We start from the raw sequence: 23,842 nt of genomic DNA on the forward strand, positions 1-23,842 counted from the left end.
CAGTCTCCGGCGCCACAACCAGCATTGCAGCGTCCGCTTTTGGCGATACATTGAAGCAAAGCGCATTCGGAGACTGCCGGATCATGCTGCGATTTCTGCCTGTTGTCCTCGGTACCCTGACTTGTTGGGCAATGAGTTGGGTTGTTACCCCAGCACTCGCGCAAAATGCCCCGCGCGGCAGTGAGTGTCTGGCAATGGCCACACGGCCACCACTCGCAATTCCAGTCAGTTTGCGTCGGACTGATGCGAAGGCCGATGAAGTCTCCATCACCTATGCCGGGCACTCCACCTATTACATCGACACACCCGGCGGCGTGACCATCGCCACCGACTATAACGGCATCTACAAGCTCGATCGCATCCCGGATGTGGTGACGATGAACCGGGCCCACAGCACCCATTACACGCTGTATCCCGACCCGCGCATCAAGACGGTATTGCATGGGTGGGGCGAGAGTGGACAGCCGGCGCAGATCCATGAGCGCATCGGCGACGTGCTGATCCGCAACGTCACGACGGACATCCGCCGCTACTATGGCGATGACGCCGGCGGCGAGATGGTGAAGGACGGCAATTCGATCTTCATCTTCGAGGTTGCCGGCCTGTGCATCGGCCATCTCGGCCATCTGCATCACAAGCTCGACGAGAGCCACTTCGCCGCGATCGGCCGGCTCGACATCGTGATGGTGCCGATCGATGGCAGCTACACAATGTCCCTCGACGGCGTATCCGAGATCACCAAGCGGCTGCGCGCCTCGGTGGTGCTGCCCATGCATCGCTTCATGACACCGCTCAGCGACTTCATGACAAAGATCGGAAAAGATTTCGAAATCGACCAGCGCAGCGCCCAAACGCTGACAATATCACTCAATGCGCTGCCCAAGGCACCGACGGTGATTATTCTCAACGGGGTTTGACGCGCCGGCGAGGCTGAAGCAGGCAGAAGCTGAAACGCTACACCTCTTCCGCGACCACCATATAGTTCACGTCCATATCGGACGACAGCGTCCAGCGGTCACCGAGCGGATTGTAGACCACGCCAGATTGTTCGGTGATTTCCAACTTGTTGCGCGACAGATGATGCGCGAGTTCGTCCGGCGTGACGAACTTGTCCCACTGATGGGTCCCACGTGGCAGCCAGCGCAGCACATATTCGGCGGCGACGATGCCGAGTGCAAAGCTCTTCCAGTTTCGGTTTAGCGTCGAGACCACCATCAGGCCACCGGGCTTCAGCATCGACGCGCAGCGATCGAGGAATGCGCCGACATCGACCACGTGTTCGATCACTTCCATCGCCAGCACGATGTCGAAGCGCTCACGCACGTCCATCTCCTCGACGGTGGTGCAACGATAATCGATCGACAGATGCCCTTTGTCTGCGTGCAACTTAGCGGCGGCGATATTGGTGGCGGAGGGATCGATACCGATCACCTGTGCGCCGAGCCGCGTGAACGGCTCACACAGCAAACCAGCCCCGCAACCGATATCGAGCATGCGCAAGCCACTCAGGCAATTGAGACTACGAACATTACGATCGAACTTGCGGCAGGCGGCGTCGCGAATATAGGTCAGGCGCAGCGGGTTGATCTTGTGCAGCGGCGCCATCTTGCCGCGCGGATCCCACCACTCCTCCGACAGCTTCGAGAATTTCGCGACTTCGCTGGCATCGACGGAGGATGCGGAAGCGTCGGAGAAGTTTGCTTGGATGGCCATTGTGGAGCCGTTGTCCTATCGCGCTGTGATGTGGCTGCGAAATGCGAGTGGTGACGCGATCATCTTGATGACCTCTTCATCGTCACCCATGTTCTCGATGGCGATGTCACCATAATTCAAGATGCGTCCCAGAATGCTCTGATTGACGCTGACGCTCGCAACCTTGTCGATACTGATCTCGAAAGTCTTGCGCGTGATGAAGCCTTCCTTGTGCACGACCCGCAGCGTGGTGACATCCGTCTCGGTCGTCCAGCGCTGGAACCAGCCCTTCATCGACCAGTACAGCGCCGCGAAGGCCACTACGGCCGAAGATGCCAGGCAGAGCAGAACAAGGGTTTCGTTGATCGCGTAACGCGTCAGGACCAGCAAAGCCGCGGAGACAATCCAGGCCGCGATGGCCGGGACATAGACCACCCAGTGCAAGTTGCTGGAATACAGCACCTTCTCGCCCGGCTGCAGGATATCGTCGATATAGCGCCCCATAAACCGTCCAAAATGCCCTGTCTCGGTGCGTTCTAAGGGACCAGAAGCCCGGGTTGCTTGCCCCCACCCTCGCCGCTATGTATACGCGCGTTTTCGCCCGCGTGCGTAGTGCGCGGTATCTTTACCCACTGTCGTCAGGGAATGCACCACTCGTCATGGGCCGGCTCGTAATGAAATTCGGCGGTACGTCCGTCGCCAACATCGACCGCATCCGCAACGTCGCGCAGCATGTCAAACGCGAGGTCGATGCCGGTCATGAGGTCGCAGTCGTGGTGTCGGCGATGTCGGGCAAAACCAACGAACTGGTGGCCTGGTGCACCGAAGTGTCGCCGATGCATGACGCCCGAGAATACGACGCCATCGTCGCGTCCGGTGAGCTCGTGACCGCCGGCCTGCTGGCGATCGCGCTGCAGACCATCGGCATCCAGGCGCGCTCCTGGCAGGGCTGGCAGATCCCGATCAAGACGTCGGACGCCCATGCCTCGGCCCGAATCGACGAGATCGACGGCGACAAGCTCATCAAGCGCTTCAAGGAGCGCAAGGAAGTGGCCGTCATCGCCGGATTCCAGGGCATCCATGCCGAAACCGGCCGCGTCACCACACTCGGCCGCGGCGGGTCCGATACCTCGGCAGTGGCAATTGCCGCCGCCGTCAAGGCTGACCGCTGCGACATCTATACCGACGTGGACGGCGTCTACACCACCGATCCGCGCGTCGTGCCAAAGGCACAACGCATGAACAAGGTGGCGTTTGAGGAAATGCTGGAACTAGCGTCGCAGGGCGCCAAGGTCCTGCAGGTCCGCTCCGTGGAACTCGGCATGACCCACAATATGCCGATTTTCGTGCGCTCAAGTTTCGACAAACCCGAAGACATCGACCCGCACGGCACCCCGCCGGGCACGCTGATCTGCAGCGAGGAGGAAATCATGGAAAGCCACGTCGTTACCGGAATCGCCTTTTCCAAGGACGAGGCCCAGATTTCCGTCCGCCAGATCGAGGACAAGCCGGGCGTCGCCGCCTCGATCTTCGTGCCATTGGCCGAAGCCAACATCAATGTGGACATGATCGTCCAGAACGTCTCCGAAGACGGCAAGACCACGGACCTGACCTTCACCGTCCCGGCCACCGACTATGCCCGTGCCAAAGAGACCATCACGGCGGCCAAGGCCAAAATCGGCTATGCCCGCATCGACAGCGCGACCGATGTCGCCAAGGTCTCGGTTATTGGATCTGGCATGCGCAGCCATGCCGGCGTCGCCGCGCAAGCCTTTGCCGCCCTTTCCGAGCGCCAGATCAATATTCGGGCAATCACCACGTCCGAGATCAAGTTCTCGGTCCTGATCGATACAGCCTATACGGAACTGGCGGTTCGCACCCTGCACACGCTGTATGGTCTCGACAAAGCGTAGAAAATTTTTCCTGAAACATCCGTTATTTTGATGTGAACGGTGTGTTTCTTGTCTGGCAGGTGTTTTGCTTGGCAAAACAAGCCTCAATTCGCTATACGGCCTGCATGGGCAGCCGTTGCGGCTGAGGGCGCCGTTTCGGACAATCTGATACGGTTCTGTCGCTGCGCCTCTTGTTGCGCGGCGGTGCAAATTCTATTGTTTTCTGAGGCTTAGCGTCGGCGCACGGCTTTTGTCAGGTGTCGGCCTCGTGGGGAGGGTGTCGGCACATGCGGAGCGCGTCGGGTGGCCCCCGAGTCTTGCTGAGACGGCTCCGCGAAGTGATGGCGGAGCAGGTCAGCGCTCAGGAACGCCTCGACAAGATCGTGGTGCTGATCGCCGCCAATATGGTGGCGGAAGTCTGCTCGACATACGTGCTGCGCGTCGACAATACACTCGAGCTCTACGCCACCGAAGGCCTCAACCGCGACGCCGTCCACCAGACCGTGCTGAGCTCCCATGAGGGCCTGGTCGGTCTGGTCGCCTCCGAAGCCACACCGCTCAATCTCAACGACGCGCAGAGCCATCCGGCGTTCTCGTTCCGCCCGGAGACCGGCGAAGAAATCTATCACTCGTTCCTCGGCGTGCCGATCCTGCGCGCCGGCAATACGCTCGGCGTGCTGGTAGTGCAGAACCGCGCCAAGCGCACTTATGTCGAGGAAGAAGTCGAGGCGCTGCAGACAACGGCGATGGTGCTCGCCGAGATGATCGCCTCCGGCGAACTTTCGGCGCTGGCGCAGCCGGGCGCCGAGCCCGCTGCGCGGCATTCCCTGCACAAGACCGGCGCTATCCTTTCCGATGGTATCGCGCTCGGACATGTAGTGCTGCACGAGCCGCGCGTCGTCATCACCAATTACATCGCCGAAGACCTGCCGAAGGAAATCAAACGGCTGGACACCGCGCTGACCAAGCTGCGGTCGGACCTCGACCGCATGCTGGAACGCGGCGACGTCGCCGACGGCGGCGAGCACCGCGATGTGCTTGAAGCCTATCGCATGTTCGCCAATGACCACGGCTGGTCGCACAAGCTGCACGAAGCGGTCGCCACCGGCCTCACTGCGGAAGCCGCCGTCGAACGCGTGCAGTCTGATACACGTGCGCGCATGCTGCGTTCCACCGATCCCTATCTGCGCGACCGGTTGCACGATCTTGAAGATCTCGGCCACCGCCTGATGCGGCAGCTGGTCGGCCAGGATCACGCGCCGTCGCGCGAACAGATGCCGGACAATGCGATCCTGATCGCACGCGCGATGGGCCCAGCCGCCCTCCTCGACTACGATCGCAAGAAGCTGCGTGGCCTGGTGCTGGAGGAAGGTACGGCCAATTCGCATGTCTCGATCGTGGCGCGCGCGCTCGGCATTCCCGCGATCGGCGAAGTCGCAAATGCGCCGGGCATTGCTGATCCAGGCGACGCCGTCATCGTCGATGGCACCTCGGGCTCGATCTATATTCGGCCCTCCGCCGAGATCGAATCCGCTTATGCCGAACGCGTGCGTTTCCGCGCGCGGAGACAGGCGCAGTATTCAGCGTTGCGCGACCTTCCCTGCGTCACCAAGGACGGCCAGAAGGTCGACCTGCTGATCAATGCCGGCCTGATCATCGACCTGCCGCATATCGACGATACCGGCTCGGCGGGCATCGGCCTGTTCCGCACCGAACTGCAATTCATGGTCGGGGAAAGCCTGCCCCGCTCCAGCGATCAGCTGGCGCTGTATCGTGCGGTGCTCGATGCTGCCGGCCCCAAGCCGGTGACGTTCCGTACCCTCGATATCGGCGGCGACAAGGCGCTCCCTTACATGGAGACCATCGTCGAGGAGAACCCGGCGCTGGGCTGGCGCGCGATCCGTCTTGGCCTCGATCGGCCTGGCCTGCTGCGCGGCCAGATCCGCGCATTGCTGCGCGCCGGCGGCGGCCGCGCGCTGCGCATCATGTTCCCGATGATTTCGGAAGTGGCCGAATTCGATCAGGCCAAGGCGATCATCGAACGCGAGCTGACTTATTTGCGCCAGCACGGTCATGCCCTACCCGAGCGAATCGATGTCGGCACCATGATCGAGGTGCCTGCGCTGGTCTATCAGCTCGACGAACTCCTGAAGAAGGTCGACTTCGTCTCGGTCGGCTCCAACGACCTGTTCCAGTTCCTGTTCGCTGTCGACCGCGGCAATGCCAAGGTGTCGGAACGCTTCGATACGCTGTCGGCGCCGATCCTGCGCGTACTGCGCGAGATCGTGCAAAAGGGCGACGCCGCCAAACGTCACGTCTCGCTGTGCGGCGAGATGGCCTCGCAACCGATCGGCGCTCTGGCGCTGATTGGCATGGGCTATCGCTCGCTGTCGCTGTCGGCCACCGCACACGGTCCCGTGAAGGCAATGATTCTCGACCTCGATGCCAAAAAGGCCGAGGCGCTGATGACACAACTGCTCGACGCCCCCTCGGGCAGCGTCTCGATTCGGCAAAAGCTCACCGAATTCGCTGAGGCCGAGGGACTGTCGTTGTAGCGAGGCTCTGCCCGTACGACGCGCTTCCCCTTTCCGCGATCTCCGAGATTCCACGATGTCCCTGCTGCCCGAAACCAAACTCGACGTACTCCTCGCACATCACGCCTCGCTCGAGGCACAACTGATGGGTCAGGTCAGCGCCGAGAATTATGTGAAGATGACGCGCGAGCTGTCCGAGCTCAATCCGCTGATCGACGCGGTGAAGACCTATCGCGGTGCGCTTGCAGAGCTCAAAGATATCGATGCGATGATCGCCGATACTTCGACCGATGCGGAGATGCGCGAGATGGCGCAGGCCGAGCGCCCGGCGCTGGAAGAACGCATCGAGGCGCTGGCGCAGGAAATCCGCGTGGCGCTGTTGCCGAAGGATGCGATGGACGAGCGCAACGTGGTGCTGGAAATCCGTGCCGGCACCGGCGGCGACGAGGCTTCACTCTTCGCCGGCGACCTGTACCGGATGTATGAGCGTTTTGCGGCACTGGCCGGCTGGAAGGTCGAGGTGATTTCGGCGTCCGAAGGCACCATGGGTGGCTACAAGGAAATCATCGCCGAGGTGAAGGGCCGCGGTGCTTTCGCCAAGTTGAAATTCGAATCCGGTGTACACCGCGTGCAGCGCGTGCCCGATACGGAAACTCAGGGGCGCATTCACACGTCGGCGGCAACGGTCGCTGTCATGCCCGAAGTCGAAGAAGTAGATATCGACATCAAGCAGGACGACCTGCGCATCGACACGATGCGCGCCCAGGGCGCCGGCGGCCAGCACGTCAACAAGACCGAATCAGCGATCCGCATCACGCATATCCCGACCGGCATCGTGGTGATGATGCAGGACAGCCGCTCGCAACATAAGAACCGCGCTTCGGCGATGAACATCCTGCGCTCGCGTATCTATGACGCCGAGCAGCAGCGTATCGATTCCGCCCGCTCGGCCGAGCGCAAGGAGAAGGTCGGCTCCGGTGACCGCTCGGAGCGCATCCGCACCTATAATTTCCCGCAGGGCCGCGTCACCGACCACCGCATCAATCTCACGCTCTACAAGCTGCCGCAGGTGATTGCCGGCGAAGCATTGGGCGAACTGGTCGATGCGCTGACGACAGAGCATCAGGCTGCACAACTCGCCGCCCAGGGCGACGCGGCGTGAGCGCCGGCGACATGTTCGCCGGACAGAGCGTCGAGAACGCACGACGCTCATTGACCAATCTGCTCCGCACCCACAGCATCGATTCCGCTGAACTCGACGCGCGCTTGCTGACAGGCGACGCGCTCGGACTCGATCTGACCGGGTTGATCTCGGCTGCGAATCGCATCTTGACGTCCAATGAAGCGGCCCAACTTGCCCGCTTCGCACAGCGCCGCATCGATGGCGAACCCGTGGCCCGTGTCCTAGGCACGAAAGAATTCTGGGGCCTGCCGCTGCAGCTATCGCCCGACACGCTGGTGCCCCGTCCCGATACGGAAACCCTCGTCGAGGCGGCGCTCGAACTTCTCGATGCGGCTGGTCCGCGCGACCGTCCGCTTGTGATCGCCGATCTCGGCACAGGCTCCGGCGCAATCCTGCTGGCGCTGCTTTCGGAGTTAACCAACGCCACCGGCATTGCGACCGACATCAATCTCGACGCCCTGCAAACGGCTCGCTCCAACGCTGCGCAACTCGGCTTGATCGAGCGCGCCCATTTCGCTGTCTGCGACTATGCCTCAGCCCTGGCCGGCGGCTTCGACCTGATCGTCTCCAATCCGCCCTATATTCCCTCGGCCGACATTGCCGACCTCGACATCGAGGTGCGCGACCACGACCCGCTCCGCGCCTTGGATGGTGGAAAAGACGGACTAAATGCCTATCGAACCATCGCCCCCGAAGCCGCCCGGTTGCTGGTGCCCGGCGGCCTCCTGGTGGTCGAGGTGGGCCACGACCAAAGCGACGATGTCGCCGGTCTGATGACGGTGTCCGGGTTGACCCTGCCGGGGCCGGCCAAAGCCGATCTGGGCGGCATTCGCAGGGCGGTATCGGGACAAAAAAAGCCCCGATAAAGCCTTCTTACGACAGAAAAAACCACTTGGAATATCCCCGGGGAGCGACTACCTTCCTGTCACAACATCGGTTCAGGGTTGGCTCGCCCCGTAGATTTACGGCAGGAAGCCAGAATTCTCGCTAGAGAGCCCGTCCGGGTGAAAGGTTCCAACAGGCAGGTTTGGTTGAGCGCGATGGCTGAGAGAGCTGCGCTGCTCGCGACCGCAAAGCGAACGAAAGCCTGATATTGCGCTTTAAACTTCACGCACAGAAGCCTGACCTTGTTTCGGCAGGTGGGTGATTTGGTCCGGCTGGCATGGTCAGCGGGCGGTTGGGGAACGCGTCTTTGTTGAACGCGAATGACGGCAAGATCGATGCAGCAAAGGTCTGCACGACGATTCGGGGGCTTCACGCGTCCGCATCCCGCAATGTACTGCGGCAATCATCTCTTTGAAACATAGCTCTGTGACACTCTGGATCGATAACTGAAGGCGACACATGCGAAACGGTCAGAACAACAACAACAAGCGGATGCGGAACAACAACAACCGCAACAACAATAATAATAACAACAATAACAATCGGCGCGGCCAGAACCCGATGACCCGGGTCTTCGAATCGAATGGCCCCGACATCAAGATCCGCGGTACCGCCTCCCACGTCGCAGAGAAATACGTCCAGCTCGCCCGCGATGCACGCAGCTCCGGCGATCCCGTTGCTGCCGAGAACTACTATCAGCACGCCGAGCACTATTTCCGCCTGATCGCCGCCGCGCAGGAGCAGTTCCGGCAGAATCAGCCGCAACCGCGCACCGAAAACGAGATGCCGCCTGAGGACAACGATGACGAGAGCGAGAGCTACTCGAACTTCGGTGCCGAGCCCGGTTTCGTGCCGGTACAACAGCAGCCCTTTGCGCAGCGCGAGCAGCCTCCGCAGCGTGAGGGTGGTCAGCCCTATCAGCAGCGTGGCGAACAGCCCTATCAGCCCCGCGAGAACAATAATCGCGAACACCGTCAGCAGAATCAGCCGCAGGGCCAGCCGCAATATCAGCCGCAACCGCAGCCGATGATGCCGGTCGGCGATGGTGTCGATCGTCTGCCTTCTTTCATCACGGGTGGTGCGCAGCCTCAGCCGGGTGCTGCTCCAGGCGGCTTCGAACAGAATGCTGGTGGAGAGCGCTTCCCGCCGCGTCGTCGCCGCCGTCCGCACGGTCCTCGCCCCGACGTTGCTGCAGCTGGCGCGCCGGCAGAAGCACCAAGCGACGATTTCAATCCGGGCAACTCATAAGCCCAGCCGCTCTCCGGCGAGAGAGCGCACATCACGAGGCTTAGATTGGCCGTGGCTCAAAAAGCCGCGGCCAATTCTTTTGCGCCTGGCAGATTGCTATTGCTGTCCATTCGCGCGTTGGTGACTGCAAGTAGCTTGGCCACAGTGTTGTGGCGGATCGCCACCGGATTGCGCTCATACCCGCCACGCTGGAAGAAGTTCGCCGTCGGCACCTGTTCGCGCATCGCCAGCGGCATGGTCACCATATCGAAGCCGTTGCCATCGCCAGTGAGATTCATCATCTCAAGCTCGGCTGCGCTGAGCGGGCGATCAAACCCACGGGCGCGGGCAAAATTCACTGACGTCAGTAGTTTGTGGACCTGCAATTGCGGGCCGATATCCATGTCTAGCACCAGCGCGTGCATGGCCCAGCCCTGCGGGGTCGTGCCAAGCTTCTCAAGAGCGCTCCAGTTTTGCGGAACAGTGCGCACAGTCGCCTGCATGCGCTTGAAGACCGCAATCTTGTGATCCATCGCCTTACGCTGCGGGCCCGAGAGCGTCGATGCCTTCTCGGTCAGAACTTTCAAAATCTGAGGCCCCTGTTCGGCAACGAGCGTCGTCGTATTGGCTGTGAGCAGCTGATTGTAGCCGATAGCGGTGGAGATCGCGCGAGACCCCGGACGTGACGGGTTCAGGCCCGACTGCATGTCATGGCCGCCATTGCCACCGGTCTCGAAGGAATAGACGCGTACCGCAATGTCGCGTGTCAGCCCGGCCTGCAGGGCGGCACGAGCATAAGCGCGCTTGAACTCCATCTCATTGGCAGGCCGCTGCGGCACGAACTGAAATTGCTCCCTCGCCGCCGCGAGGAAATCCGCCACCACCGGAAGATCCTTGCGGACGCGCGGATCGCTATCCTCGGGCTCCGGATTCACCGGACGTTTTGGTCCTTCATAAAGCGGCGCCTGTTCCAGCACATAGTCATTAAGCGTGATCTGCTGGCGGTCGCGGCGCTTGGCGTTGCGGATTTTTCGCTTCTCAGAGATTGCATCCCAATAGGCACCGGCCTCCTGATCGAAGGCCGCGCGCGCTTCCTGATATTCCGCAAGCTTGCGTCGGTATTCTGCGACGGCCTGCGGCGAGGCGCCCTGCGCCATCGCATTGGCAACGCCTGCCGGTAATTGGGCGGAATCCAGCGCATAACCGACCGGCATGAACAAAAATAACGCGAGCGGGACAGTGGCAGTAAAGGTGCGAATCAAATGAGACATGGGACCTGTCGAGATGTCAGCCGGCATAGCCGGCCATGCAGAGGAATGAGGCGGGACGCCGCCCCGCGCCCGTCCCAGGCGGGTCAAACATACCCCGCTTAAAATGACGTTGGATGAGTTTGGTGAACAATGTCTTTCCAAGGCCGGACGCTGCCTGCGCTGACACGTCGCGCCGGGGAGCAGAATCACTTCCAGGCGAAGACCGGCTGCTCCAGCTCAGCCACACGGGTGATGCGACCCGCAAGAACTTCGCTGAACTGATAGATCAGCGCGGCGGTCGGCGCGTGAATAAAGTGGCCGAAATGGCTGTAGCGGATCAGGCGCCGGTCGCTCTCGGGAATGGCAACGAAATCGAACGCCTGCGGCCGCGCGATCTGCGACAGCGCAATGCGATGAACCGAGGCGACCTCATCGGGGTTCGGCATCAATTGAACGCTGTCGTGCGCCCACATGACGACAGGCGTGATCAGATAGCCGGAGCGGGTCGGGTAATCGTCGAGGACACCGACGACATCGTCCGGCGTAAGCTGCAGACCGAGCTCCTCATGCAACTCGCGGATTGCCGCCTGCACGGGCGTCTCGCCGGGATCGCAGCGACCGCCAGGAGGTGCCCATTGATTACTGTGAGCGCGCAGACCGGACGCGCGTAACGTCAGCAACAGCGAGGTCTCCAATTCGGTCGCCGCTTCAACCATCACCAGGGCCACCGCCGCACGCTTCAGCCCCGAAGCGTACTGGCCCTCGTCGATCCGCGTGAATGCGGCTAGGCGATTCTCGATCATTGTTCGGGTGGCGGCATTGAACGGCAGGATCATCCGCGATTGATAGCACAGTCACGGACGATCCAACAAAGCCGGTAAATTCAGCGCATCAGGCCAGTTCAGATGCCGCGCGCTGCATGTTGTCAGACATATCACTGGTCACAGTGCTCTGCTCTTCGACGGCCGCTGCCGTCGAGGTCACGAACTCGTTAACATGTTCGATCGCCTGCTTGATCGAGACCAGTGCGCCAACCACGTCACCGGAGATACCGTTCAGGGCCTCGATTTCGCTGCTTATCTTGTCGGTCGCCTGCTTGGCCTGGTTGGCCAAATTCTTGACCTCCGCGGCCACCACCGCAAAGCCCCGCCCCGCCTCACCGGCGCGAGCCGATTCGATGGTCGCATTGAGGGCGAGCAGATTGATCTGGCCGGTGATGTCGCCGATGAGCCCAACGATGCCTCCCATGGCATGTGCAGCCGAGGTGAGCCGCTGCGCCTGGATGTCCGCCGTCTCCACCTGTTGCACCGCGGATTCTGCCGTCTGCCGGGACTTCACCATCGTCTCGGAGATTTCGCGGATCGATGCATTCATCTCTTCGCTGCCGGCAGCGACCGACTCGATCAAGGAACGAGCGCGCTCAGCTTTCAGGCGGGCCATGGCCTGCGCCGTAATATCGGCAGCGTATTTGACCACTTTGAACGGCCTGCCGTTGAGATCGAAAATCGGATTGTAGGATGCCTGGATCCAGATCTCCCGGCCCCCCTTTCCGATGCGTCTGTATTCCGCGGCCTGATAGGTCCCGCGATTGAGGCTCGCCCAGAATTCCACATAGGCCGCGCCAGATCGCTCTATCGGATCGACAAACATGCTGTGATGCCGGTCCCGGATTTCGTCGATCGTGTAACCGACCGTATCGAGGAAATTCTGGTTTGCCGTCAGGATGGTGCCATCCATGCGAAACTCGATGACCGCCTGCGACTTGCGAATAGCCGCCATCTGGCCGTTGCTATCAGCGGCCAGCAACTTTTGTTGGGTCACGTCGGTCGCGAATTTCACAACCTTGAACGGCTTGCCGGCATCATTGAGAATCGGATTATAGGTCGCGAGAATCCAGATTTCCTTGCCACCCTTGCCGACGCGCTTGTATTCGGCCGCCTGATACTCACCCCGGCCGAGCCGCGCCCAGAAGTCCCGGTAGGCTGCGCCATCGCGTTCACCGGCTTCCACGAACATGCTGTGATGCCGCCCCTGTATTTCGGACAGCGCGTAACCAAGCGTGTTCAGGAAATTCTCGTTTGCGGTAATGATAGTTCCGTCAAGATTGAATTCGATGACCGCCTGCGCACGGCTGATCGCGATCACTTTTCCGGAGGCTTCGAGGCTTTCGAGTTTCTGCGCCGTGATATCTGTAGCGAATTTGATGACTTTGAACGGCTTACCACTCTTGTCCATGATCGGGTTATAGGAGGCCTCGATCCAGATCTCCCTGCCGCCTTTGGCGACCCGCTTGAACTGCCCTGCCTGAAATTCACCCCTGTTAAGGTTACCCCAGAACTCCCGATAAGCGACACTCTCGTGTACGGCAGGCTCCACAAATATACTGTGGTGCTTGCCCTTGATCTCATCGAGCGTGTAGCCGAGCGCCTTGAGAAAATTCTCATTCGCTTTGATGATCGTGCCATCGAGATTGAATTCTATGATGGCCTGGGAGCGACTGATGGCGGTCGCTTGCGCCAACGCATTCTGCAAATCGGTCTTGCTCTGTCGGTTAAACATCTGTCGCTCCGTGGCCAAAACGGCCGTTGTCGTAAAATAGTCGACGAACGACGTCGCGCGGCGCGGCGCGTCGTTTCCTCAAATCAAATAAACTGGAAGGTTCGAGCAGCTGACCTAGTCGACCAGCTGCTGATTGTGTGATCCCTCACGCCCCCAATAGGCCGCTACCTTTTCAGCCAGCTGGTTGTGGTTGTCATGCAGCTTGGCATTGCTGCTCGCAGCCGGTTGATCGGCCGTACCGGCCGTCAAGCTGCGTGCAGCAATCTGCTGAAAATACTCGAGCACAGCGATACGCAGGTTGGATGATAAATTTGGTGTTTCGCGCTTGCGCTCAATCTTCTCGATATAGTGCTCGATAGTGGTATTCTCCATGCGAACGATCGCTTGCAGGCTGGCCCAGAAGCTGTCTTCCAGGCTGACGCTAGTGCGTTTTTTCGAGACGACAACCGAGCGCTTGCGGTTAACGTTGGGGCGGTTCATTGCGGCTTCGTATCCCATTTTATCAGTCCTCTTCTGTTAAAGCTGGCATTGAAGTTCACGCGTTACTGATTCAGTTCACCAACACTGCGCCGTCACAGCGAATGCCGGATACCCACACATCGGCCTGTCCAATTCCGACGCCGAGACTTGCCAACGTTGCCGCCAGCAATTGATCGATTGAACTGGTTGCCCCGCTGATGATGCTGGTGACGAGTCCACCAAGACCCGGGATCGCCAAACCCAGTCCAAGAACACTGATGTTGAGGTCGCCAAGCAGACTGCCCGTCAGGGACGACGTGAAGTTTGTCGTGTTTACGGTCTTCTTCGTCTGCAACGTGATATCCGAATAGCTGAAATTGACGCTGACCGGCGTGGTGTTGCCCATGCCCGCATGGGCCTTTGCCGTCACAATTGGAATACCCAGGAGATTCACAAGCGGTGCCGGCCCTGGATTCGGCTTGGTCGCAACATTGTTGAGGTCGGCTACAGTGACGTTACCTATCCATGCATCGACAATGCCCGGCGTAACGCCAAGCGTGACGCTCGATGTATTGACGTTGGGATAGCCGCAACTGACCTTGTTCAGCGTCGCTGTGCCCGACGCGACCTCTACATAAACCGGTAGATTGACCAATGACGCCGAACCACTTCCGATCAACTGGATGGATAGCAGCACACGTGTCTGAGCTGTATGAACACTGACGCCCTGCGTGCCCACGGCAATCCAGCCGGATCCCTGTGGCCGTGCGCCAATGGTCGCCGTCAGCGACGCGCTGGCAATGCCCGGCAGGCCTAAATTGACGGATGTGGCGATCTGGTTGGTGCCGTTAGCGATTCCAGCTGTTGCCTGTAGCAAATCGTAAAGCGAGATGCTCACACCGTCTTTCGGCTTGACGCCCACGATCAGGTTCGCGTAGGGGCCCGCATCGATCAGCTTGCCAGGCGCAATCTTGGTCGTCACGGGTGCCGAAGCCTGCGATATCGTCGAGAGTGCGGTGGTCGCGGTGCCGCTACCATTGGTAGCCTGCTGCGCGCTCAGCGCTGCGGCAAGAACGTCCCCGATCTTGATGTTCGAATTCAGCAGCGTGTCATAAGTGACACCGGTCAGACCGACGCGCGTCGCCAGCGCCGAGAGGAAGGTGAAAGCATCGATGCGCGCGCCAAGAAGCGCATTGTAGTCCATGACTGACAGCGACAGGGTCGTGCCCAGCATTGATCCGAGAACACTATTCAACAAGCCGCCATTTAACGATGCCAATCGCGAACCGATCGAGAACGACGCGATGGCCGTCGTTGTTGCGGTCGCCGTTGTCTTGATGGTGAAATTGTTGCTGCCGGTAAAGAAATGGCTGAAGTAGAGGGGCGTCGCCGTCTGAAGACTGACCCGCGCCGCATTGGCTGTTCCAGTCGCTGGCGTGACAAAGCGGCTTTGCGCAGCGACGGCGGAATTGGTTGTGTAAGTTCCGAGTTCTACACCGACCAGAGCGCTGGCTGGATAGTTATTGCTGGTGACCGCCGCCTTTGCTGCGTTTGTCGCATTGCTTAAGTTGCTGGCCGCAACGATCGCGGCGAGATCCGTGGCAGCCTGCGTCTTGCGACGATCGGCGGCAATGGTCCCGATATCGACACCCAGTGCAGCACAACAAACGGCCAGGATCATGCCGCCCGCAGACATGATGGCAATATTTCCGCGCTGGTCGTTGCGAAACCTCTTGAGAAGTGCGCGCATCGATTCCATCGCTCAAAACCCTCCGTAGGGAATGGCGGCAGATCGCGAGACTTGCGATGGAGGCATCGGCACGAAAGGAAGTGAATAGATGAACATGGTCGACGCGTCGTAGTTGACCGTGACTACGAAGACGTTTGCGTTCGACGACGATGTCGCCGCATTGACGCTCAGCTTTGACGCATTGATCAGCGGATAAGTCGCGGCATTCGACGTGACATAGGTCGATGCGATCGAGCCACGTTCGGTCTCGGTCAGCCCGGCGACAGAGGAACGTGCTGCCTCGGCAGCAAGCTGCTGAACACCGTGAACGACTGCAAAATATGACCCGAAGACGACGATGCCGAAAACGATCGACAGGAAGACGGGAAGCAGCATCGCGAATTCGACTGCGGAAGAACCGCGTCGACACGATAGGAGTTTTTTCATGCTGGCATCGAATCTCAACATGCGCTGAGCTTCGCAAGACCGCGTGAAAACTACCTATACAACTTCTGCTACCACTTGGTGGGATCGATCATCTCCAATGCCTGCATTGTGTTGGATGATGGCATTGGATTTGATGAGGTGATCATGTTTTCTGATACGCGCGCTGATGAGAGAACTATATTCCGAAGAATTTAACGTGTAGTTCCTCTATTAGAATGCTGTGTTTCTTGCGAATACCCTCGCGCGCGCATAGCACGAGTTTGGGTATCGCCAGCTTTGGAAGATAATACTCATTGGCCGCCAAGAGCGACGCCGGGATCAGTGCCGTTGGCAGCAGGGTCAAACCGATGCCCGCCTTCGCAGCCTCGATCCGTGCATGATAGTCCGGGCTGGAAAATGCGATACGATAGATCATTCCCTTGCGCTCAAGCGCCTGAATCATGACGTTATGCACGATCTGCCCCGGCCAGGTCAGCAACGGAATGGGCGCGCCAGGGCTTAACGTAAAATCCCTGGATCGAACCCAAGTCAATTCATCGTCGCGTTGCGCGATGACATCGATGGCCGCATCCCCGGGCATATCGGAGATACTGAGGAACACGCCGACATCGACGTAGCCGTCGAGCATGCTTTTCGCGATCTCGGCCGAATTATCCGAATAGATGCAGACATTGCTCATCGCCGCCTTGCTCATCCCTTCCATTGCGCGTTGCGAATAGAAATTGGTCAGACCAAGCCGGATGGTCTGATCTTCGGGCGAAGCGCCACGCAGCAAGAGCAACTGGTCGTTCGCCTCCAAAATCTTCCTGGCCTGGATCAGAACGAGCTTTCCGAGTTCTGTCGTCGATGAGCCGTTGGCAGACTTCTGGAAGATACTGCCGCCGACCGCGTGCTCAATGCGCTTGATCTGCGAGCTGATGGCAGGCTGGCTCAGGCCGAGCAGCTTCGCGGCCTTGGTGATACTGCCGGCTTCGGAAATACCGACAACCGATCGCATGATTTCGGTTGGGATGCTCGAATGCTGGTACCGCCGATGCATAATACGTTGTCCTTTGAGATCGACGTCTTCTCCACGCAACGGAATTGTCCGCTTCGAGACCTCGCACCAAAGTCATCGGCCATCTACATCAATCTGGCCGAAACGTTTCTTAGGCTCGTCCAAATTGTAGACGCCACGGCATACACCATCCTTCAAGTTGTATCGGTGTCTTTTTACACATGCCAAGTACTTTCATGTGGAGACATGTGTGATTTCTGCCATTAGCAGTCTCAAGAGGGGGCGCGGGTAGAGCACTACCGTGATTACACGTATTTTTTTAAAGCCGCGAGATGTAAAGCATCGGGATAGCGCTTCACAGGCTGGAACTCACCAAACGCGATTCGCGGAAAAAACTGACGTACCTCAGTGAGTAGTTCAGCTGATTTTCAACCTAAGGTGATAAATCGCTTTAAGGTCTGATGGAGCGCGAGCGATATCCCGATGCCGGTGACGCCACCTGCAAGTTTGACCAGCGCATCCCGCGCCTCGCCGTGCCGGTCCGGCGTCAGATGTTGCAGCACCTCCAGCCCGACTGCCGCCCCCCCAACGAGCGTCAGGACAAGCCAGAGATGGCGGGGATAAGCGAGACCGAACAAAAGGCCCACGAGTGCGAATGCGCCGAAGCGCTCAAGGCTGACGCCGCCAAAATGCGGCCGCAACCCGATCGGTGACAGAGTCGCAAAAGCAATCAATGCAAGTGTAGTCCACGCGACAACAATGACGGTTTTCCGATACATCCAGCAGTCATATCCCATGCAACCGCAGGAGCGGCAATTTCTCACCTCTGACGGTTAATCGAACGCGCAGAGAACTACCACCGGCATTCCGACGCACTCCGCGGACAAAACCTCCCTCAGCGGGGGTTGCGGAGTTGCCAAGTGTCTAAACTGTCAGGTTTGATCTCGAACCGATCTTGCATCCGTGCATACATGGTTCCCGCGATGCGTGCGACCGGAAGATAGTGATCATAGTCCGTACGCAAGGTGACGGGGTCGACAACACCATCGCGAACCTGAATGCCCAGGACCTCTCCGACCAGTAGGTCGCGTTCTGCGCCAAAGTTCATCATTGTCACTTTTCGGCATTCCAGTGCCGCAGGCGCCTTCGCCAAATGCGGGACCGGCACATTGATACCAGCCGTCATTGGGAGCTGCAGGGCATCCAGTTCACCGATGTCAGATGGAAAGCTGATCGAACAATCGACCATATCGTTGGCAAGGGCCTCATCCACCATATTGATAACAAACAACCCATTGGCGCGCACATTGCGGGTCGTGTCCTTGACCGACAGGTCGGGCCTGGCCTGCAGGCCGACCACTACCAGCGGCGGCTTTTCGGAGAACACATTGAAGAAAGAGAACGGCGCTGCATTGACCACGCCAGCCTCGGAAATGGTTGTGATCAACGCAATCGGTCGCGGGACAACGAGACCACAAAGCAACTTGTAGCGCTCCGGCGCGCTAAGCTTGGCGAAATCAAAGTGGATCGTCATCGCAGGTTTTGCCTCTTGTGCCGCACCTTGCCGCAACGAGGCAGGAGCTTATCCGATCTTGAACAGCCGGCTCGCATTACCGAACAGGACTTTCTGACGATCAGTGTCCGATAGCTTGGCCTTGTTGACCAGCCCTACCGGATCGGGGTCCCCCATGTCGAACGGGTAGTCCGAGCCCATCATAACGCGATCGAGGCCCACCGTCTTGATCAGGTTGTCGATCAGCTCCGCAGAGAAAACGCAGGTGTCAAACCAGAGCCGCCTAAGATAGGTCGACGGCGCATCTGCCGTGAGCCGGCGTACTTCCGGACGCACCTTCCAGGCGTGATCCAGTCGGGCTGCGTAGAATGGGTAGAAACCACCGCCATGAGCGATAACCACGTCGAGATCCGGATGCCGGTCTAAAATGCCACCCATGATGAAGTGGGCGATCGCAATCGTCTCTTCGATGGGCTGGCCGACGCTGTTGACCATGAAGAAATCGCCGAGCCGCTGGCCATGGGAGAAGCCCAGGGGATGCACGAACAGCGGTACGCGCAGATTGGTAAGCCGCGCATAGAGTGGATCGAAGGCGGCATGGGACAGTTCGAGGTTTTCGACGCGGGTATCGATCTGGAATCCGCGCAGGCCGAGCTGCTCGACTGCATGAACCGCCTCCTCCACCGCACGCCCGGGAAACCGCATCGGCAGCGTACCCATCCCGGCGAAATGTGCAGGATCCTGCGCCGCAAGCGCGGCAATGTCTTCGTTCTGCACGCGCGACAGCGCACATTGCAAATCTTCGTCGGCCCAGTAGTTCTGTTGCGCCGGTGCCGGCGCGATCACCTGAAAGTCGACGCCCATCTTCGCCATCATCTCGCGGCGCTTGGCGATGTCGAGCATCAAGCCCGGCAGCAGCTTGCCCTGCTCTGCATCAGTTTCGCGGCTCGCGGGCGACATGTCGCGGCGATAGGGATTGTCCATCGGATCGTAGTGCCCGGCCACCAGCGGCTCGACGCGCTTGCTGAGGGCATGGGTGTGCATATCGATGATGGGCATTCGGAATCTCTTTTTCCTAGTTCAGTTCGGCAGCGTCGGGGACGCGATGATGCCAGTCGGTCGCGCCCTGATAGGCGTGAGCGGCGCGCAGGATATCGGCCTCGGCATAGGGGCGGCCGACCAGCTGGAACGCGATCGGCAGACCTGCCGCATCGAAGCCGCACGGCACTGACGCTCCGGGTAGGCCGAGATAATTGATGCCGCGGGTGCAATGTGTGAGCTGGCCGATCACAGCAGCGACGTCGGCGGGGTTGCCTTCCGTGGTCGCCGCGATGGTCGGTACCGGAATCGAGATCGCCGGCAGAAGCGCGAGATCGGCGGATCCGATGCAGGACGCGATCCATTGCTGGGTGATCTGCGTACGCAGCGACAGCGCTTCCACATAACGGGTCGCCGGATAGAGCAGGCCAGGCTCGATGCGCGAGCGCACCTGATCGGCATAATCCTGCGGGCGGTCGATTAGCCAGCGGCGATGGATCGTCGCGGCCTCGACGCTCATGACGATCTGCATCAGCGCGTTGATCAAGGCCATATCCGGCGGTGAGGTCTCGACGACGGTGACGCCGAGCAACCGCAACGTCTTCACGGCTTCGTCGAGCGCAGTCGCCACATCCGGATGCAGGAGCTCGCGGTAGTACCCACCGGGAATTGCGATGCGCATCCCGGTCACACCCCTGTCGAGCGTCGCTTCATAGTCGCGATCCGCGATCACCGACAGCAGTCGCGCGGCATCCCGTGCGGTACGAGCCAGAGGTCCCGTGCAATCCAGTGAGGCAGATAGCGGCATCACACCATCGGTCGGAACCAGTCCCCAGGTCGGCTTCAGCCCGATCAGGCCGCACATCGCGCCGGGATGACGTAGTGAACCGCCGGTATCCGTCCCGAGCGAGCCGGTCACGAGGCGCGCGGCGATGGCGACGCCGGAACCAGAGGACGAGCCGCCCGGCACATGCCCAGGATTCCATGGGTTGCGTGCATGCCCCAGCGATTCGTTATAGCCCGTCGGACTCATCGCGAATTCAGCCAGCTGCAGCCGGCCGAGATCGAGCGCGCCGGCGGCGTCGAGCCGAGCGATCACCGTGGCTGTCACGTCGGCGCGAAAGTCCGCCCGGATTTTTGAGCCGCCACCGGACAGATCACCGGCGCGATAGAAGAGGTCTTTATGTGCAAGGGGCACGCCATGCAGTACTGGCAATGCCGCTCCCGATGCGCGCAACTTGTCGACGGCTTCGGCCGCGTTCAGCACCCGTTCGTCGTCAAGCCGCACCACGGCATTCAGTTTGCGGCCGATCAGATCGAGCCGTTCCAGCGCCACCGTTGTCGCCTTCACGGACGTAACTTCGCCTTTAGCGACAGCATCCGCGAGGGCGCAGAGATCAAGGGCTGCAATCGCGCTCTGCATCAGCGCTTGTCCATGCCAGCGAGCCACGCCTGATAGGCGTAGGGCGTCGAATCGAACGCCATGTCTTGAATAGCCGCAGTCGCGACGCGCGTGTTGTTTTCCACGACCAGCCCCGTCATGCGCGGTGTGCGTTCAGCGGCGCCAGGCGCCTTGTTCAATTCGGCGGCGACTTGACGCAATAGGTCTTCGCTCATGATCACCTCAATGCACGCCGAGGCGCTGGAATAGCACGTCAGTCTGCTCATTCATTTCCTGCGACGTGCCGTGATGCACGATCTGCCCGGTTTCCATAATGTAGACGCGATCGGCGACGGCCAGCGCGCTATAGAGATTCTGCTCGACCAGCAGGATCGACAGCCCTTCCTTTTTAAGATCGAGAATGATGCTTTCGAGGTGCTGCACCATCACCGGCGCGAGGCCTTCGGACGGCTCGTCCATTAGAACCAGTTCGGGGTCGATCATCAGCGCACGGCCCACAGCCAGCATGCCGCGCTCACCACCAGACAATTGGCCACCGCGGTGATAGCGGCGCTCAGCAAGCCGCGGGAAAATGCCGAATACGCGATCGAGCGTCCAGCCGTCCTTGGCGCGCGCGCTCTTCAGCATGGTCAGATGTTCGGTCACCGTCAGCGACGGAAACAGCCGCCGCCCCTGCGGCACGATCGCAATCTTGCGATTGGCGATATCATGGGGACGCAGACCAATAAGGCTATCGCTGCGCCAGGTAATCGTGCCCGAGCGCACCTGCGGCGGCGTCAGGCCCATGATCGAGCGAATGAAGGTGGTCTTGCCCATGCCATTGCGGCCGAGCAGCGCCACGATCTCGCCAGGGCGCACCTCAAGCGACGCACCGCGCACCACGACCGCGTCGCCGTAACCGCTGTGCAGATCCTTGACCTCAAGCATGACGCGGCTTCCCGAGATAGACTTCCTGAACCTGCTTGTTGCGGCGGATGCCTTCCGGCGGCTCCTCCACCAGCACGCGGCCTTCGAACATGCAGGTGACGTAGTCGACCAGACCGAGTGCCAGATCCATGTCGTGTTCGATCAGGATCACGGTGATCGCCGGATCGAGCGAACGGATCACCTCGGCAATCATCGAGCGCTCCGACGGCGACAGGCCGGCCGCGGGCTCATCCAGTAGCAACATGGTTGGCGTCGTCACCAGCGCAATCGCGATTTCGAGCTGACGCTGCTCGCCATAGGACATTTCCTTGACGATGATGTCCGCGCGTTCGGCGATCCGTGCGGCATTCAGCGCGGCCGCGATACGTGTAGCCTCACCCTCGTCCGCATCTGGCGAGCCGAACAGCGAAAACTTCTTCGGCTTCAATCCACGCAGCGCCAGCATCATGTTGTCCTGCACGCTCAGCGTGGGGAACAGGTTGGTGATCTGGAAGGTACGCGAGATGCCGAGCTGCGCACGCCGGTGTGGCGGCAGTCTGGACACGTCGTGTCCATTGAATGTGATCTTGCCGGAGGTCGGCGGATGCGCGCCGGCGATGGCATTGAACAATGTGGTCTTGCCGGCGCCATTGGGGCCGATGATGGCGCGGCGCTGGCCCCGCGGCACAATCAGGCTGACGCCATCGACCGCCCGCAAGGCATCGAAGGCCACTACCACATCTGTCAGCGTCAGGATCGGATCGGACACGAATAATTCCCAGTGAACGAGACGCGGCGACACGGCCGCGCCTCGATGTCAGCAATATTGAATCAGATCTTCTTGATGCCCTGGAAGGTCCGCGAGTAAGGCGGCTGCTTCAGATAGGTCGCCGGATCGTACTTCCAGAATTGCGAGACATTCGGATAGGTCTCGATCGGCACGTTCCAGTATTTGCCATCGGCGCGCTTGACGACCTTGCGAATGTAGACGTCGTAGATCGGGTTGCCGTAGTCGTCGAACTTCACGGTCTTGCCGAGCGGCGAATTGTCGAGCTCGGTCTTGAGCACCGTATCAATGAAAGCCTCACGATCCTCGACCTTGCCGCCCATCTTCTTCAGCGCGGCATCGATCCACATCATGCCGGAATACATCGAGAAACCGTAGAGCGACGGGATCTTGCCGTACTTCGCCTCATAATCCTTCTCGAACTTTGCCGTGGTCGGGACGTCCGAACCTTCAGCGAAATGTGCCGCTGCGATGATGCCTTCGCATTCGGGGCCCATGGTGCGGATCACCGACTGGTCGGTGCCGTTCATCGCCATCAACAGCGGCGTCTTTTCCTTCAGACCGAACGACGCATATTGCTGGATCAGACGAGTCGAGTCCGCGCCGGTCTCCATCGCGAAGATCGCGTCGACCTTGAGATCGGCAAGCTGGCCGAGATAGGGGCTGAAGTCGGCAGTGTTCAGCGGATGCCAGAACTGCTGCACGATCTGCCCGCCCCCTTCGGTGAACACCTGGGCGAGACCGCCGCACTGTTCGTGGCCGAAGGTGTAATCCTGGCTGATGGTGGCGATCTTCTTGTAGCCCTGCTTCAGGGCCCAATCACCGAACGGATGGGTGAAGGCGCTGGCAGAATAGCCGGCGACGCGGATTACGTTCTTGATGCGGGCGCGCTGGGTGAGATCGTCAGCCGCGATAATCGGAATGAAGTAGGGCGTGCCGGTGCCCTTAACGTAGTTGGCGACAGCAAGGCCGGTATTGGCGAGCAGATTGCCGATCAGCATGTGGCAATTGCCCTGCTCGACCAGACGGCGCGCTTTCTGCAAAGCGGTGTCGGGATTCGACGCATCGTCCTCGATCACCAGCTCGACCTTGCGGCCGCCCATCTCGTTCTTCACCTGATCGAGATAGAACTGCACACCCTCGACCATTTCCTTGCCGCCCGAAGCGACAACGCCGGTCAGCGGCGCCAGCAGACCGATCTTGATCGGGCCAGCCTGGGCCTGTGCGGAGCGCCACGGAGCGACGCCGACGCCCGCGGCAGCGACGGCCGCCGTAGTGTTCTTGAGAAATTGCCTGCGATCCATCTCGAAGTCCTTTCGTGAGCAACCCGATTGAAACGTGA

23 protein-coding genes are annotated in these 23,842 nt (G+C 60.1%); 6 read left to right on the forward strand and 17 right to left on the reverse strand.

What is annotated here, in order from left to right; all coding sequences use genetic code 11:
• Positions 1–83: 83 nt before the first annotated feature.
• Positions 84–917: an MBL fold metallo-hydrolase gene (locus AB8B02_RS22175; RefSeq protein WP_439065180.1), complete on the forward strand. Its 834-nt coding sequence runs from the start codon at positions 84–86 to the stop codon at positions 915–917.
• Positions 918–954: 37 nt separating this feature from the next.
• Here AB8B02_RS22175 and ubiG read toward each other — a convergent pair whose 3' ends face one another.
• Complete coding sequence (ubiG, locus tag AB8B02_RS22180; protein ID WP_439065181.1) at positions 955–1,713, reverse strand: bifunctional 2-polyprenyl-6-hydroxyphenol methylase/3-demethylubiquinol 3-O-methyltransferase UbiG; 759 nt, start codon at positions 1,711–1,713, stop codon at positions 955–957.
• A 15-nt stretch (positions 1,714–1,728) separates the two neighbouring features.
• On the reverse strand, positions 1,729–2,196 hold the full coding sequence (locus AB8B02_RS22185; protein ID WP_120287359.1) for a PH domain-containing protein: 468 nt from the start codon (positions 2,194–2,196) through the stop codon (positions 1,729–1,731).
• Between the two features lie 155 nt (positions 2,197–2,351).
• On the opposite strand from AB8B02_RS22185, the gene AB8B02_RS22190 reads away from it, so the two are divergent.
• The 5 genes from AB8B02_RS22190 (at position 2,352) to AB8B02_RS22210 (ending at position 9,434) form a co-directional block, all read left to right on the forward strand.
• On the forward strand, positions 2,352–3,605 hold the full coding sequence (locus tag AB8B02_RS22190) for an aspartate kinase (protein WP_089267720.1): 1,254 nt from the start codon (positions 2,352–2,354) through the stop codon (positions 3,603–3,605).
• Positions 3,606–3,871: 266 nt separating this feature from the next.
• On the forward strand, positions 3,872–6,139 hold the full coding sequence (ptsP, locus tag AB8B02_RS22195) for a phosphoenolpyruvate--protein phosphotransferase (RefSeq protein ID WP_089267721.1): 2,268 nt from the start codon (positions 3,872–3,874) through the stop codon (positions 6,137–6,139).
• 55 nt (positions 6,140–6,194) lie between these two features.
• Positions 6,195–7,280, forward strand: a complete 1,086-nt coding sequence (gene prfA / locus AB8B02_RS22200; RefSeq protein ID WP_089267722.1) for a peptide chain release factor 1 — start codon at positions 6,195–6,197, stop codon at positions 7,278–7,280.
• An 11-nt stretch (positions 7,281–7,291) separates the two neighbouring features.
• Complete coding sequence (gene prmC / locus AB8B02_RS22205; RefSeq protein WP_439065915.1) at positions 7,292–8,167, forward strand: peptide chain release factor N(5)-glutamine methyltransferase; 876 nt, start codon at positions 7,292–7,294, stop codon at positions 8,165–8,167.
• Positions 8,168–8,645: 478 nt separating this feature from the next.
• Positions 8,646–9,434: a DUF4167 domain-containing protein gene (locus AB8B02_RS22210; RefSeq protein ID WP_309942441.1), complete on the forward strand. Its 789-nt coding sequence runs from the start codon at positions 8,646–8,648 to the stop codon at positions 9,432–9,434.
• A gap of 56 nt (positions 9,435–9,490) precedes the next feature.
• Here AB8B02_RS22210 and AB8B02_RS22215 read toward each other — a convergent pair whose 3' ends face one another.
• The 15 genes from AB8B02_RS22215 to AB8B02_RS22285 all read right to left on the reverse strand — a co-directional run bounded on the left by AB8B02_RS22215 (position 9,491) and on the right by AB8B02_RS22285 (position 23,804).
• Positions 9,491–10,684 carry a hypothetical protein gene (locus tag AB8B02_RS22215; RefSeq protein WP_439065916.1) on the reverse strand — a complete coding sequence of 398 codons (1,194 nt, stop codon included), beginning with the start codon at positions 10,682–10,684 and terminating at the stop codon, positions 9,491–9,493.
• Between the two features lie 185 nt (positions 10,685–10,869).
• The gene (locus AB8B02_RS22220; RefSeq protein WP_175368070.1) at positions 10,870–11,499 is read right to left on the reverse strand and encodes an NUDIX hydrolase; all 630 of its coding nucleotides are present in this window, start codon (positions 11,497–11,499) and stop codon (positions 10,870–10,872) included.
• 55 nt (positions 11,500–11,554) lie between these two features.
• On the reverse strand, positions 11,555–13,222 hold the full coding sequence (locus tag AB8B02_RS22225; protein WP_439059976.1) for a methyl-accepting chemotaxis protein: 1,668 nt from the start codon (positions 13,220–13,222) through the stop codon (positions 11,555–11,557).
• A gap of 114 nt (positions 13,223–13,336) precedes the next feature.
• A complete protein-coding gene (locus tag AB8B02_RS22230; protein WP_439065182.1) occupies positions 13,337–13,720 on the reverse strand; it encodes a ribbon-helix-helix domain-containing protein in 384 nt (127 codons plus the stop codon).
• A gap of 52 nt (positions 13,721–13,772) precedes the next feature.
• A complete protein-coding gene (locus tag AB8B02_RS22235) occupies positions 13,773–15,431 on the reverse strand; it encodes a TadG family pilus assembly protein (RefSeq protein WP_439065183.1) in 1,659 nt (552 codons plus the stop codon).
• A gap of 12 nt (positions 15,432–15,443) precedes the next feature.
• The gene (locus tag AB8B02_RS22240; RefSeq protein WP_089267729.1) at positions 15,444–15,878 is read right to left on the reverse strand and encodes a TadE/TadG family type IV pilus assembly protein; all 435 of its coding nucleotides are present in this window, start codon (positions 15,876–15,878) and stop codon (positions 15,444–15,446) included.
• 154 nt (positions 15,879–16,032) lie between these two features.
• Positions 16,033–16,935 (reverse strand): LysR family transcriptional regulator, encoded by a 903-nt coding sequence (locus AB8B02_RS22245; protein WP_139285789.1) that lies wholly within the window; start codon positions 16,933–16,935, stop codon positions 16,033–16,035.
• 347 nt (positions 16,936–17,282) lie between these two features.
• Positions 17,283–17,633, reverse strand: coding sequence for a VanZ family protein (locus AB8B02_RS22250; RefSeq protein WP_439065184.1), 351 nt, complete (start codon positions 17,631–17,633; stop codon positions 17,283–17,285).
• A 116-nt stretch (positions 17,634–17,749) separates the two neighbouring features.
• Positions 17,750–18,388, reverse strand: coding sequence for a flavin reductase family protein (locus AB8B02_RS22255; protein ID WP_120287366.1), 639 nt, complete (start codon positions 18,386–18,388; stop codon positions 17,750–17,752).
• A 48-nt stretch (positions 18,389–18,436) separates the two neighbouring features.
• Positions 18,437–19,426 carry an amidohydrolase family protein gene (locus tag AB8B02_RS22260; RefSeq protein ID WP_439065185.1) on the reverse strand — a complete coding sequence of 330 codons (990 nt, stop codon included), beginning with the start codon at positions 19,424–19,426 and terminating at the stop codon, positions 18,437–18,439.
• 16 nt (positions 19,427–19,442) lie between these two features.
• On the reverse strand, positions 19,443–20,828 hold the full coding sequence (locus AB8B02_RS22265) for an amidase (RefSeq protein ID WP_439065186.1): 1,386 nt from the start codon (positions 20,826–20,828) through the stop codon (positions 19,443–19,445).
• On the reverse strand, positions 20,828–21,022 hold the full coding sequence (locus AB8B02_RS22270) for a hypothetical protein (protein ID WP_147421581.1): 195 nt from the start codon (positions 21,020–21,022) through the stop codon (positions 20,828–20,830). Before AB8B02_RS22270 ends, AB8B02_RS22265 begins: the two co-directional genes overlap by 1 nt.
• 7 nt (positions 21,023–21,029) lie before the next feature.
• Entirely contained in the window at positions 21,030–21,734 is a 705-nt protein-coding gene (locus tag AB8B02_RS22275; protein ID WP_439065187.1) for an ABC transporter ATP-binding protein, read from the reverse strand.
• The gene (locus AB8B02_RS22280; RefSeq protein ID WP_158596725.1) at positions 21,727–22,482 is read right to left on the reverse strand and encodes an ABC transporter ATP-binding protein; all 756 of its coding nucleotides are present in this window, start codon (positions 22,480–22,482) and stop codon (positions 21,727–21,729) included. The genes AB8B02_RS22275 and AB8B02_RS22280 overlap by 8 nt, the downstream gene beginning before the upstream one ends.
• A gap of 62 nt (positions 22,483–22,544) precedes the next feature.
• Positions 22,545–23,804 (reverse strand): ABC transporter substrate-binding protein, encoded by a 1,260-nt coding sequence (locus AB8B02_RS22285; protein ID WP_439065188.1) that lies wholly within the window; start codon positions 23,802–23,804, stop codon positions 22,545–22,547.
• Between the last annotated feature and the right edge of the window lie 38 nt (positions 23,805–23,842).

Source organism: Tardiphaga sp. 862_B3_N4_1 (genome assembly GCF_051811085.1).
Taxonomy (GTDB): Bacteria; Pseudomonadota; Alphaproteobacteria; order Rhizobiales; family Xanthobacteraceae; genus Tardiphaga; species Tardiphaga robiniae.